The organism is Paenibacillus cymbidii (assembly GCF_004764705.1).
Classification (GTDB): Bacteria; Bacillota; Bacilli; order Paenibacillales; family NBRC-103111; genus Paenibacillus_AN; species Paenibacillus_AN cymbidii.
Genome location: NZ_SHLX01000020.1, coordinates 65,870 through 79,069 on the forward strand (window position 1 = coordinate 65,870; position 13,200 = coordinate 79,069).

Annotated in this window: 9 protein-coding genes and 2 pseudogenes; 7 read left to right on the forward strand and 4 right to left on the reverse strand. The window is 51.0% G+C overall.

Annotated features, from left to right (window positions below; genetic code table 11):
- Positions 1-206: 206 nt before the first annotated feature.
- The 4 genes and pseudogenes from EXY20_RS40705 to EXY20_RS24760 form a co-directional block, all read left to right on the forward strand.
- Positions 207-257, forward strand: a pseudogene (locus tag EXY20_RS40705) (hypothetical protein); the annotation flags it as partial.
- A 44-nt stretch (positions 258-301) separates the two neighbouring features.
- Positions 302-457, forward strand: coding sequence for a hypothetical protein (locus EXY20_RS40710; RefSeq protein WP_407944937.1), 156 nt, complete (start codon positions 302-304; stop codon positions 455-457).
- 560 nt (positions 458-1,017) lie between these two features.
- Positions 1,018-1,275, forward strand: coding sequence for a WGxxGxxG family protein (locus EXY20_RS40475; RefSeq protein WP_135554806.1), 258 nt, complete (start codon positions 1,018-1,020; stop codon positions 1,273-1,275).
- A 147-nt stretch (positions 1,276-1,422) separates the two neighbouring features.
- Positions 1,423-1,948, forward strand: a pseudogene (locus EXY20_RS24760) (DUF3231 family protein).
- A 527-nt stretch (positions 1,949-2,475) separates the two neighbouring features.
- On the opposite strand, the gene EXY20_RS24765 reads toward EXY20_RS24760, so the two are convergent.
- From EXY20_RS24765 to EXY20_RS24775, 3 genes are all read right to left on the reverse strand, one after another.
- Positions 2,476-2,685 (reverse strand): hypothetical protein, encoded by a 210-nt coding sequence (locus tag EXY20_RS24765; RefSeq protein WP_135554807.1) that lies wholly within the window; start codon positions 2,683-2,685, stop codon positions 2,476-2,478.
- Between the two features lie 110 nt (positions 2,686-2,795).
- Positions 2,796-5,072, reverse strand: a complete 2,277-nt coding sequence (locus EXY20_RS24770) for an ATP-binding cassette domain-containing protein (protein WP_135554808.1) — start codon at positions 5,070-5,072, stop codon at positions 2,796-2,798.
- A 280-nt stretch (positions 5,073-5,352) separates the two neighbouring features.
- Complete coding sequence (locus EXY20_RS24775) at positions 5,353-5,907, reverse strand: dihydrofolate reductase family protein (RefSeq protein ID WP_135554809.1); 555 nt, start codon at positions 5,905-5,907, stop codon at positions 5,353-5,355.
- A gap of 935 nt (positions 5,908-6,842) precedes the next feature.
- On the opposite strand from EXY20_RS24775, the gene EXY20_RS24780 reads away from it, so the two are divergent.
- From EXY20_RS24780 to EXY20_RS24790, 3 genes are all read left to right on the forward strand, one after another.
- Positions 6,843-7,739, forward strand: coding sequence for a helix-turn-helix domain-containing protein (locus tag EXY20_RS24780; RefSeq protein WP_135554810.1), 897 nt, complete (start codon positions 6,843-6,845; stop codon positions 7,737-7,739).
- A 242-nt stretch (positions 7,740-7,981) separates the two neighbouring features.
- Entirely contained in the window at positions 7,982-9,331 is a 1,350-nt protein-coding gene (locus tag EXY20_RS24785) for a DUF455 family protein (RefSeq protein WP_135554811.1), read from the forward strand.
- A complete protein-coding gene (locus EXY20_RS24790) occupies positions 9,324-9,626 on the forward strand; it encodes a 2Fe-2S iron-sulfur cluster-binding protein (protein WP_167859491.1) in 303 nt (100 codons plus the stop codon). Before EXY20_RS24785 ends, EXY20_RS24790 begins: the two co-directional genes overlap by 8 nt.
- A gap of 390 nt (positions 9,627-10,016) precedes the next feature.
- Here EXY20_RS24790 and EXY20_RS24795 read toward each other — a convergent pair whose 3' ends face one another.
- Positions 10,017-13,199, reverse strand: coding sequence for a hypothetical protein (locus EXY20_RS24795; protein WP_135554813.1), 3,183 nt, complete (start codon positions 13,197-13,199; stop codon positions 10,017-10,019).
- Position 13,200: the final 1 nt, after the last annotated feature.

Genomic DNA, 13,200 nt, shown 5'->3' on the forward strand with positions numbered 1-13,200 from the left:
CTACAATTTAAGTGTGATTGCCGAGCCCCGACTTCTAAGCGTGCCGCTCGCTGCGGGAACGTATTCAGGATTTTGGGATTCCTAATCCGGCGAGGGGGGCGTTTTTCCTCTTTACCCGGTTTCGGAATGTATACTCTCCTAACCAGATTCGGGCTCGCTGGGGCATTTGTTATTTGTACGGCACATGGGCGGCGCTGACCGGAATGATGGCGGTAGGGGCGGAAGCGGACCATCCTTCCGTCAAACGCACCACCGATTGGCTTCAACTCGTCCATAATCAAGATGGAGGCTGGGGAGAGTCGTGCCGCAGCGTATGCAGTATGTCCCGCTCGGCGCCAGCACGCCGTCTCAACCCGCATGGGCGCTTGACGCGCTAATTGCGGTTTATCCGCATCCGATTCCGGCGATCGACCGCGGTATAAGCAGACTGATCGATTTGCTTCAAACGGATGATTAGGCGACATCCTATCCGATGGGGTTCGTAGCTGCACGATAACCGCATCTGCATGGCTGCGAGGCGAGAATCAATATCGAAGGAGGTTTCCGCGTTTTCGTCATTTGTTTGCCGCTGTTCCGCTATACCCGACGGAGCGGCTTGTAAACGAAATCGTCTGCGGAACAATTCACGATTGACACGGACAACCCTCCCCCCCCTTTTTTTTCGCTTAGTATTCCGACGTAGGGGCGGGAATATGTATTTATTGGAAAGAAGTGTGGAGCCGCTCCAATTTCCAAACACTTTTTTTGCAACGGATACACCCGAATTGCGAAGCAACTGCTATAAAGCCGCTTGCAGCAAGCATTTGCGTCCGATTGGGGATACACCTGTTTCCGTGGCAATCGGACAATGTTCTTGACATCACCAATTGTCAAGAACATTGTCTGATTAAAAAAAAGCCATCCCGTGCCATAGGGGTACATTAGCTATCACTAGACATGATACGCATAATCCGAAACTTCATTGGGGAAACCAAGAAAGTGTGAGATTCATACTCCATGTAGAGTGAGGTGAAGTAAATGAAGAAGAAATTGATGTACCTACTCTTACCAGCCATCCTAGGCACCAGTATCGTTGTATGTGCCGCAGGGGCTGCTGGTACAAGTACTGGGTACGGAAATCCAAACGGGATGAACAATAATGGAATGAATAACACCGGGAGCAATTACCAGACTAAAGCGACCACTAATGACAATCGTAATAATTGGGGTTGGTTAGGTCTGGTAGGATTGTTTGGATTGGCAGGACTTCGGAGTCGGAATCGGGAAAGATCGTGACCCCCCTACTCCAGCAATGACTTTGTCGCAAAACAACCCGAATCTTGCAAAAACTGCTTCTGGGGCAGTTGGAACGGCAACAAACAATTTTGTTCAAGACCCCAAGTGCATTAAGCATTGATATTCAAATAAAGGTGGGAGACAAGGATGGGCATATTGAGTGGTAACCCGAAAAAAGAGCCGTTGCATTATGGAGAAGCCTACGATATTTGGCAGTTCTCCATGGCAGCCAAGGGATGTGTTTCTGCTTATCGGGCACTGAGCTATCATGCTGGCGACAAAGAGGCTGAAAGGGATTATCGGAGATATGATCAACCAAGCGGAGCTTGAATCCGCGGAATGCGACGACATCTTGGTTCACAACGGTCTCGTCCCCTCTCCAGGCTTGCCGGACCGTCCGGAAGCCCGAATGGAAAACATTCCGATCGGCGCCCGATTCACGGACATGGAGATTGCCGCCATGATAGCGGCTGATTCTGCGGCGGGGCTTGTGACATGCAGTCAAATCATGGGCAAATCGATTCGGGAAGACGTAGGTGTACTTTTCGCGAAGTATCATGCCACAAAAGCGGCCATTGGGTTAAAGACACTTCGCTTGAGCAAGGAGAAAGGGTGGCTTGTTCCGCCGCCTCTTGTAATCGAGCGGCCGCAGCTGGAAGAGGTTCGAAGCTGAAAAAAGCCCGCCGGCAGGCGGGCTTTTCTATCGTACCCGTAGCGGAGAGGCGATCTGAATAACTAGTAATTACACGGATAACTCGAAAAAACAATATAGATGAGCGAGCAACGACTGAGGTTGAGCAGTAATATACGAAGCATGATCCCCGGTCACTAATACTAGTTCGGTGTGAAGCAATTTTGCCATCTCTTGAGCGTATTCCGGACGAATAATATCATTGTCTTTGGAATCTGTTCAGCCTGAATGAGCAAAAACGGTAGAAGATATTAATACCGAAATGAAAATAAAGAGCATAACAGCCAATGATTTTTCAATAGAATACATCTCCTCTTGTATTTCCTTTTGCGACATACGGGTTATATAATTCTATTAACCCAAGCCAAAAGAACTACATGATGTATTCGATCTCAATCGACAATTTTCTCTATTATTTTCCATGATATGAAGAAATAATTTCTTTTAGCAGAGATCCATCAATTGAATTTAATACCCTGTCACGTTTTAATATCACGTGAAAAAATAAGTTAATCCCCTTCATGTGTTTTATTTCGAATGAGAAGAGTATTTGAGTCAACATCAGCCTCATAGTAGGACGTTACGGTCTGTTCATTGTACAGATCTGCACTAATAAATTGTTCTGGTCTCAAAATTGCATGGTAGTCATCGATTTGCCTTCTTAATTTAATGATGTCACCAATATCCGCCTCTACAGCATCCCTTATCCTTACGTTCAATTTGAATACCCTCCTATGCCACACAAGTCGTAGCTATCCAGCTGGAAAATCCGTTGATACAACAAATTGTATTCGATGTCTCGGAATTGGGTCCGTTGCAACGTACCCCGTCAGGAAGACGCTCCCTGGCAGGTTTCTGCCTTGCGCAAAAACGCCCCCGTTATCGAATGCTCGGCAGCGGCAAGTTGGACAGGGGTGCCTTCGAATACAATTCGGCCACCCCGGTGGCCGCCCTCGGGACCCATGTCAATGATCCAGTCTGCGCTCTTGATCACATCCAGGTTGTGTTCGATGACCACAACCGTGTTGCCTCCGTCGACCAAGCGGTTCAAAATGTCCATCAGACGAGAGATATCGGACATATGCAGTCCGGTTGTCGGCTCGTCCATTACGTAGAGACTGCCTTCCTTGTGAAGTTCCCCGGCCAATTTGATGCGTTGGCATTCCCCGCCTGACAAGGTGCTCAGAGGCTGGCCCAGCGTTACGTATCCGAGTCCCACATCCTCAAGCGTCCGCATTTGACGGAGCAGTTCCTTCCCGCTGAAGAACGCCGAAGCTTCCCGTACCGTCATAGCGAGGACGTCGCTGATGGATTTTCCGTTCAGTTTATACTGCAGCACTTCATCGCTGAACCGCTTGCCCTCGCATATTTCACATGTCGTCCTAACCGGCTCGAGAAAGGCCAAATCCGTGTAGATCATCCCAAGACCCTGACAGTTGGAACAGGCTCCCTTGGAGTTGAAGCTGAACAGGGAAGCGCTCACCTTGTTGGCTGCTGCGAACAGCCGACGGATCTCGTCCATCATCCCCGTGTAGGTAGCCGGATTGGAGCGGATGGACGTGCCCACGGCCGTCTGATCAATGACAATCGCTTCCGGATGCGACGGCAGGAGTGCTCCGTTAATCAGCGTACTTTTGCCTGAGCCGGCTACTCCCGTTACCACGGTCAGCACACCGACGGGTATATCGACTGTCACATCCTTCAGATTGTGCAGGCTGGCGCCGGCTACGGTCATCCGACCTTTGGGCACCCTGGTTGAAGTTTTCAAGGGAAGACTTTGCTTCAAGTACTGTCCTGTCAAGGTATCCGCGCGGAGCAAGCCCGCAAAGTCGCCTTCGTAGACGATTTCTCCGCCGCGGGTTCCCGCATGAGGTCCGACATCGATGATGTAATCGGCGATCTCCATGACTTCGCGGTCATGTTCGACGACAAGTACGGTATTCCCTTTGTCCCGGAGCTGGCACAGCATGCCGTTCAGACGATGGACATCCCGCGGATGCAGTCCGACGCTCGGTTCATCGAAAATGTAGATCATATCGGTAAGACTGCTGCTCAGATGCCGGATCATCTTGATGCGCTGCGACTCGCCGCCCGACAAGGTTGCGGTCTGTCGGTCCAGACTCAGATACTCCAGCCCAATAGAGACCAGATGGTTCAACCGGATCAGAATCCCGCCAATCATCGGACCGGCAACGGGATCCCGAATGACTTCAATCATACGTATTAGCTCGCCAATCTCCATCGCTGCGCACTCTGCAATGTTGTATCCGTTAATCCGGCAGCTCAAGGCCACTTGATTAAGCCGGCTTCCCCTGCAAAGGTTACACTCGCTATAGGATAGAAAGCGGTCAAGGGTTTCGCGTTTGGCATCTGACATCTCGCTGCTGTCCCGCTTTAAATACAGGCGGGTGAGCTTGGGCAGCAGACCTTCATAATCCGATTCGATATCGCCGCCTTTGGTGCGGTATACGATCTTGCTTTCTTTGCCGTGGAGGAGGGTATCCCATTCTGCAGGCGTATAGTCGGCAAGCCGCTTGTCGTTGTCGAACAAGCCGGAATGGGTATACGTATTCAAGTACCAGCTTCCCACTTTAAATACGGGGAACAGGATTGCGCCTTCATTCAGCGACTTGGACCTGACGAGCAGCTTGTCCACATCAAACTGCACCACCTGTCCGACTCCGGAGCATTCCGGGCACATACCGGCCGGGTCGTTAAACGAGAAAATATGCGAATTTCCAGCAATAGGTTTCCCGATTCTGGAGAACAGCAGCCGGAGCATCGCATAAATATCCGTGATTGTGCCGACCGTTGAACGGGAGTTACCGCCGAGCCGTTTCTGGTCGATAACAACCGCCGTAGACAAGTTCTCGATGAGATCGGTATCCGGCTGATTAAACCGGGGCAGCCGATTGCGGATGAATGCGGAAAACGTCTCGTTAAGCTGCCGCTGAGCTTCGGCGCTGATGGTATCGAAGACAAGGGAAGATTTGCCCGAGCCCGACACACCGGTGAAGATCGTGATTTTTCGCTTCGGGATGCGGACATTCACGTTTTTCAGGTTATTCTCGCGTGCTCCTTCAATTACAATATCATTGACGTTCATAGACTCCACCTCGAATTTCCATTTATTTAGCTTTCACAGTATAAGCAATCACGACAACTGTGTCATGATTAGACGAATGTTCTCATTGCAGATAAAGTTTGTTCGGCACCTGGAAGGCTAACGATGCAGCGAGACTCGCCAGAGCAACCGGGGCGAAAATAAAGTTTTAGACTGAACCCAATAGATGAAAAAGCGGCGGTCGAAGACCAGAAAATAAAGTCTTAGACTTGCCGCTGTTAAAATAAAACTAACGATTTTATCTTTGGATTGTGCAATATTATTAGTTTCCATCAAAATGATAAATTAGTTGTACAACGCCTGAGGAGAACGTTTTTGTATGAACCATTTTTAAATTCAACCTCTGTTTTATATCCACAAACAGCGGTTTCCCTTCTCCCAAAACAACAGGATGAACAGATAATCTAAATTCATCAACAAGTCCTAAATGGATAAAAGTTGTAATAAGACTTGCTCCACCATATAGCCAGATGTCTTTGCCAGGCTTATTTTTTAATTTATTTACTTCTTCAAGAATACTATCATTTATGAATATTACTTTATTATCAGCCCCTTTTTGCGTCCTGGAAAACACATATTTCTCTTTACTATGAACCAATTCCCAAAATTCTTTTTCAGAATCAGTATGTTCAATTTTTGGAGTAAATTGTCCCCATAAATCATAGCTTTTTCTTCCATATAAAATAGTATCAATTTGATTTAAGAAATTATTAAACCCCATCTCAGAGTCCATAATGCACCAATCAACTTCTCCATTTTTTCCTTCAATAAAACCATCTAAAGTAACTGCTAAATCTAAAATTACTCTTCGTTTCATGATTTATTACTCCTTTCGTTGATCTATCACCCATTATAAACCTTAATTATGTCATCTTGTGTCATATTAATAAAAGGGAGGATATCTTTTTAACAATTCTGTCCGTCAGATCGATTCCCTAAAAGCAATACAAGCATTTCTTCTACGTAGGTTCTCATAAATCATTGAAAAAAGCCTGCCCGTCTTAGCTTAACGAGGCCGCCGATTCGGCAGCCTCGTGGTGTAGTTATGAAGCTAACGTTCCCCGTTAGGTTAATGAAGACCCTTTAAAAGCCAATAAATCTGTGTGCTAATATGTTTAATATCAGAAATTTGCCCTCTTGTAAGCCTCTCATTAAGACCGTCAGGAACAAGTTTATACTGAATATTTTCTTTAAAAACATCTAAGTTATTCCAAACAGCTATAAACTAAAACTTCCTCGCCCGCAGGATGTTTATGTCGTGGGTATCCTTTTCCAGGAGCAAATTTTAATAACACTCGAACCTCTGCTGGGTTAATACTACAATCTCGATGCCTTCCACTACCTGTTTCCACTCAGCTGTTCTAGTATCAATAGACGAGAATGTTAACAAACTAACCTCTCCTTATACAAGATTCGAATTATTTATATTCTTTCTCTATTATGCTCAGAATATCTTGTATTAAAGAATTCTGCCCGAAAGCTCAATGAATCGTTTCGTCAGACATCTCGCCACCGCACCGGTATCTCCTTTGTTACTGCCCAGAGACAATACTGATTATCTGTTTTCCGTAGCAATCGGACAATTTTCTTGACATCACCAGAGTTTTTTTGCCAAGAGAACGAAAAAACGTCAAAATGAAATTTTCCGATGGTGTAGTATAATAGCCGTATAATCCAACAATCCGATTGAGGCAAAAACCGCTTTTCTCTATTTCTGTTGCTGCTCTACTTCAAATACAGAGGTGACCCGACATGCTGGGTAATGTTACGAATATGCAATTGTCCCTGGCCGGCGATTTCATCGTACAAGCCAACTGGGTGCTGGGACCGAGATTTATTTCTGATTACGAACTCGTCTATTTTCCGGCCGGCTCAAAAACCCGTTATACGGCAAACGGCCTAACCAGTACGCTGAACGAAGCTTGTCTCGTTATAACCCGACCGAACGAAGAGCATTCGTATCATTTCGACCCCGAACATCCGACACGCAATATGTTCTTTCATTTTCATGTAATGACGGAGAAGCAACAATCGCCGACGTTACAGCTACTCTCCGTTCGTGGCCCGCAGATGATCCCGCTCCATGAGACTTCCGTCATCCCGACACTTCTTAAGCAAGCGATAACCGTGGCTGGCATGAATGCTTGGAATTGGCGCGAGCGCTGCATCCTGCTCGTTGCCGCAGCCCTGTTGGAAGCCGAGGCACTGGTTAGCGGCACTCCGATGATCTATGCCCCGGAGCGAACCTTACCCCAGCAAATTACCCGTTCCCTTGAATTTCTGAACGTCCATTTGCGACGGCCTTCTCTTACGGTCGCTGAACTGGCCGCTGTCACAGGATGGACTCACGAGCATTTCTCTCGCTTGTTTGCCCGGCATACCGGAATGTCTCCGAGGGAGGCGATCATGAGTCGCCGCATTCAGTTATCCTGTCGACTACTAGTGCAGGAAACTTGGAGCGTCAAACAAATTGCGCACGCCATCGGTATGGAGGACGAGCACTATTTCTCGCGGTTGTTCCATAAGCGGAAAGGATTGACGCCGTCGCAATACCGAACGAATTTTGCCAATCCGCGCAACCAGCACCTGGCTCCCGTCGACGATACGCTTGCGCCTTACCCGCTCAATGAATATTTCTACTACGACTAAGGTTTGCGGCCATATCAAGAAAATCCACTTATTTTACGGCTCCCTCTATTGAGAACGGCTGCTTTCACCCCCATAATACGAAGTATATTTGCGAAAAATAACGTATTTACGCGAGTGAAGTTCCAGGCACGTTTATCGTTTCTGGATATCAAGTCCGTACGTTATGGCTTATTTAGCGTCGCTTAACGTTTCTGGACATCAAGTCCGTACGTTTTTAGCGTCGCAATAACGGGGATGGGAGCATGGCAGAAATGGTGTTGGCAATGGGGATTCCCGGCAAGCGGTCGGTGGAAGAGGCTTCGTATCTGTTAAAAAGATTGTATCTCGTTGAACGGGAAACGATGCGAACACTGGGCGGTTATTTGGTCAATGTGGCCGATTGGAACTTAAAAACGCAGCTTCCCCGCCATATATGGCAGGACGCGCAACGCGCGGACGCCCTTCGCACGCGCATTCTGGAATTGAGGTATCCGAAGCGCGATGTCGATCAGGAGCATGACGAAGATTTGCTTGCCGTTTTGAACTTGCTGATCCGGTGCAAGGGTGACGCCGAGCTTTTGGAGGGCATATATTTTGTCGTCAAACGGGCTCTTGCCCATGCTTATTCTATCTATTTGGAAACGGCGGATTTATTGGATGACGCACCTACCGTATCGCTGATCAGACGATTCATTCCGGAAATCAAGGAACAGATTCACGACGCGGTGGAGCTGAAAGCACAGCTGGAAACCAGACAACGCAGAGATGCCGGGCATGCGCAAACGACAGACGAGGGAGAGTGGCGATATTTCTTGATGGATAGCTTGCGCCGTATCGGGGGAGTACTCGGTTCCAACAAAGACCGCGTCAAATCACCCGGCGCCGCATCTAACGTTTCTATTGAAGCCGATCCATTGCTGGCTGTTCGTCCTCCCTACGAGCCGCCGCTTGTACCGGTACGTGACCCGCGTTTCGCAGAAGCCCGCTACCACTATCCAATCCGTCCCGTCAGCAAATTTATAGAGCGGCAAGTATATGCGGCGATTAATCATGTCAACGAAATATGGGCCGCGGAAATACCCGCTCTGGTCATGTGGAGATGGAACGACATGCCGTGGGACTTCTATCTCGACTGCGCAAGATGGGCTTACGACGAATCCCGGCATTGCTTGATGGGCGTACGACGCCTGCAAGCATGGGGTTTCGAGATCGGCATTGATTATCCGGTCATCGCCGATCATTATTTGGCGGTAAGCGGCCAAGGGGAACTAGCCGTGCTTGCGCTTCTGCATGCTTTCGAGGTCAACGGCCCCTATTGGAAGAGCCAGATGAAAACCGAATTCGAGAATCAAGGCGATACATCCAGCTCGCAAGACTTTGATTACGATTGGGCGGACGAAAGCATTCATCTGGCCTACGGGCACAAATGGGTGCTCCATCGCTTGAAAGGCGACATGGACGCCTTGGAGGATTTAAAAGAGCAGGTCATGGACGACTGGAACAAATGGGTCGCCCAAGCGAGAGCGGTATGGGACTACGAACCTTTCCTCAGCCGGATCGATGCGCGAATCGCCGCAATCGAGGGAGAACCGAACGGATCCCGGCATGGATAAGTATCGGGTCACCTTGCTGCCGGGAAACCAAACATTCACCACGGCCCCCGGGGACATTATTCTTGACGCTGCGATCGCGCAAGGGATACAGGTCGCCTATTCCTGCCGCAGCGGCACGTGCCGTACTTGCATTTTCAAAGTTGTGGAAGGCGACGTTGTGATGGAGGACATGGAAAGCTGTCTGATCAGCCCGCAGGAGATCGACAACGGCCTCCGCTTGCTGTGCATGAGCCGGCTGAAGAGCGACGCCGTCTTCGAGAAACTATCACGCCGCAGAAAAGATACGCCGGTATAATTAGATTTGAGAGGATACTTGCTGGGCCGGTAACGGCACGTGCCAGCGACGTTGCTGTACAACGTCGCTAGCGCGTGCCGTACGGATTGGACAGATTGGACCGTTATATCAGACGTCCATGCCGTTTTAGCTGCAGCTTTGAGGCCTGTACGGCCGCTCACATAATCTATTTTATCTCCTATATATTCTTCAAATGATTTCCATTATTCCTACTGTTAGCTATACAGACGGAAATCGATTCAGTATTCAGAAGTATTAACGGCAAGTAATTAGGCTGAAGAAACCTTATCTGGTATTCTGCCTGTTGCATTAACGAGCAAGATAGTTAAATAGGAGCAACCGCGGCAGTTGCCTTAGTAGAAATCCTCCCTTTTTTGTCTAATAGAAAAATCAGTGCAGCTTGACCGAAACTTCACCAGGCTCGAACGCAAGTACCAGTTTGCCGTTTCGCACATCTAGCAACGTGCCGTTTGAGATTGCCTCCGCTTTCCTGCCACTAGGGTCGACAACCGCCGTATAGCGGAAATCCTCCATTGTTTTACGGGTCCATAATGGATGGTCGGCGCGAAAGCGGAAGATGCCATCACGCCAGCTAGTATCGGAGATGAGCGCATAAGAAGTGAGCAAATGCGGCGTTTGTCCGACCGCACCAATTGCCGCTTCGATCGCATATATGCCCGGACAGTTGGGTAAGTAAAGGATGCTTCCGTCCTGGTAGTGCCACTCCGCTCCATTCACCCGCACACGGCCGACGCTTGAACACAATTCGACTCTCGGTGCAAAAAGAAGCGGCGTGACGCCGTCCACATGGACTATAAACCGTACACACGCGGCTTGCCGACTCACGTCGCGAATGGCCAGCACATGCTGACAGCCCCATCCCGGCTTAACGGTGCCCTCCACGTAGCCGGCAGGGAGGATCGGTACTTCTTCTCCCGCATCGGCATAAATCTTCACCCGGTCCATGCCGGGATTCGTCCGACTGGGAGAAGCGCCTCTCACCCGCCACCACCCCCGTTCCCGGACCATATATGGACCGTCGCCAACCGATGGCAGTTGCGCCACTTTCACGCTTGGCACCGGCAATGTATTACGGCATAGCGCGACCGTTCCCGGATCCCCGGCCGCCGGTGCCCCGTCGACTTCGCGCAGCATCGCCAGCAGAATCTCGCTGCTCCAGTCGCGCTGCATGCCGTCAGGCACGACCAACGAAATGTCGATGCGGTGGCTGCGGTACAGGGCATGGCTCCATTCCAGCCCGCTGCCCGGCAGCCAAATCAGCCGTTCCGGTGCATCCGTGCCCTGCATGCCGATGACTACGTCCGGCAGCACGCCGCGCGAATCGATCAGACGGATTGGCTCCCCGCCGTTCGTCCCCTGCAGCTCCAGTCGCTCCGAATAGGTCTTGTCACCAATAACGATAACATCATGGCCGAGAAACGACATCACCGTGTCCACCATCCCGCCCTGACCATGCGCGAGGCGGCGTTCAATCCGAATCCGCAAGCCCGGGCAATCAGCGAACATTTCGATCGTACGCGTTTGCCGAATTGTCATGGCCAAGCTGCCGAGCTCGCTTTCTTCCCGTAGAATCGCCTTCGGTCCCGCCGGTTCCGGATAAGCCGCCTGTTGGCGCAAAAAGCGATTGTCTGCAAAACGCGTAGCGCACAGCGGGAAGGCGAGTTCGACGAGCGCGCCGGAATTGTAGTAGCAGCCAGCCCGCTGCAAATCGCACTGGAGACTATTGTATTCTCGATCGTCAAACACCAGCATCTGCAAGTGATTGTTCTGGATAAAATGGGTCGAGGCCGGATAGCGATGGCGCGGCCGAACGCGTGTCGTATCGCCGGGAGCTGCCTTTTTGAGCGAGTGTTTCATCGCCAGATCCCCACCCAGCCCCATATCCGTCAGTTGGCCGGCTACCGCCAGTCGAATCGGGTCCTGGCTTGCTGCATAGATGTAGACACGCGTCTCATCCGGCGCCATCGTTTCCTCGTCAGCTTCCCAGCAAACCGCAGATGCCAGTCGGTCATGCGGGTTCATCCACCGCCGATAAGCGAATTGATGGGCCTGCGCCACGATCCAGTCGGGTGTCGCCGTCCGATTCGTAATCCCGTATTCGGCGAAACGCAGCAATGGGAACAAGCGGCGGGGATGGTGCGACTGCCCGCAGCCCTGCATGTAGAAGTAAGTGGTCCCCCATTCCGTTTCGTATGCTTCCGGCGGATACGGCTGCAGCGGATGCGACAGATCGAAGCCGGTCTGGTAGCACAGCGGTCCTTGCCAATGCGCGTTATAAGCGTGCAGTCCGGGCGTGTAGCCGTAAGCCTGCGCTTCGGGCACGCCACCCGCGGCTCCGCTGGACATCAGCAAACACAAGCCGGGATTCCATCGCCAGACCAGTCGCTGAAAGGCAGGCGCGTCAAACGGCACCCAAGCCTCCATGCTCATGGCGTCAAAGCGGGGTCGCGCGCCATCCGCCGCGTCCATCCACCGGGCAAACAGCCGTTCTGCAAGCTGTTGCCGCTGAACAGACGTCAGCTTGCGTTCAATAAAGTTCGCCCCGTAGAGCGAATAGAAAAACAACGTATTCAACATGCCATGTTTCCGGGCTTGCCCCAGAATCGAAGCGATGGTCGCATTCGTATAGTCCGTTTCCCGCGATTGCTCGTAGCCAACGCTATTCACCCACGCCGGATCGTCAGCAAAATCGAATAACACGCCGTCTCGATGCACGGGCAGCAATTCAAAATTGTTGGCTCCCCACTTGCCAGGCTCACGAATGGCACGAGCTTTAAGCCGCTCCGGACTTGTTTCCCGGTTGCCCGGATGATCAAACGACGTCATGCTCATCCAACCCCACAGATCGATCAGCGGCTGGCCCGGAAACGGACGGCGCAAGCTCGGTTCGGCTTCCTTCAGCCCTTCGACCAAAGCCAGGCAAATCAGGGAGAACCCGTCGCCGACATAGACGTCCTGCCGTTCGCTGTGAGCGGAAGCGTGGCACCGCACCGACAACCTATGCCGCCCCTCCGCTGCGACAACAAGCGGCAGTTCGAAGCGGAACGGACGCAGCCGGCGCATTTGCCCCTCATACGTATCTCTAAGGCGATAGCGGCTCTTGATCGCGTCATGTTCGGCTTGCTGCTGCATGTGCCGCTCGCTCTGTGCGTGCATATTTCGGTACGTATGCGCCGGATCGCCGGCAAACGGAATGCCGAAGCCGCCAATTTCATACCCGTCCATACTGACTGTGCAAAAGTCGGACTGCACCGTTTCGAGCACATCGATCTGCAGCGTGTACCGCCCCGGCAATACCCTCATGTCGATCTCCAGACATTCCGCCCCCGCGAATTTGCGGCAGTCCGTCGTCAGACGGCGGGGAACAAGTCTCTCGGAAGTGGTGTTGTCGACATCCACCCGAATAAGCGGTGCGGTCAGCGAGGCAAAGATCGGGTGGCAGCCGCCGTCTGATTCGCTGGCGAACGTTTGTGCCGTCGGCTCCCCCAACTGCCAAACGACACCTGAACGCTGCTCCGTATGTTGATCCGTTATAAGGTATCCTGTAAACAAA

What these genes read in the sequence shown, in the direction of transcription:
- EXY20_RS40475 (WP_135554806.1), top strand. Translation starts at nt 1,018, where the DNA reads ATGAAGAAGAAATTGATGTACCTACTCTTACCAGCCATCCTAGGCACC.
- EXY20_RS24770 (WP_135554808.1), bottom strand. Translation starts at nt 5,072, where the DNA reads ATGAACGTCAATGATATTGTAATTGAAGGAGCACGCGAGAATAACCTG.
- EXY20_RS24775 (WP_135554809.1), bottom strand. Translation starts at nt 5,907, where the DNA reads ATGAAACGAAGAGTAATTTTAGATTTAGCAGTTACTTTAGATGGTTTT.
- EXY20_RS24780 (WP_135554810.1), top strand. Translation starts at nt 6,843, where the DNA reads ATGCTGGGTAATGTTACGAATATGCAATTGTCCCTGGCCGGCGATTTC.
- EXY20_RS24785 (WP_135554811.1), top strand. Translation starts at nt 7,982, where the DNA reads ATGGCAGAAATGGTGTTGGCAATGGGGATTCCCGGCAAGCGGTCGGTG.
- EXY20_RS24790 (WP_167859491.1), top strand. Translation starts at nt 9,324, where the DNA reads ATGGATAAGTATCGGGTCACCTTGCTGCCGGGAAACCAAACATTCACC.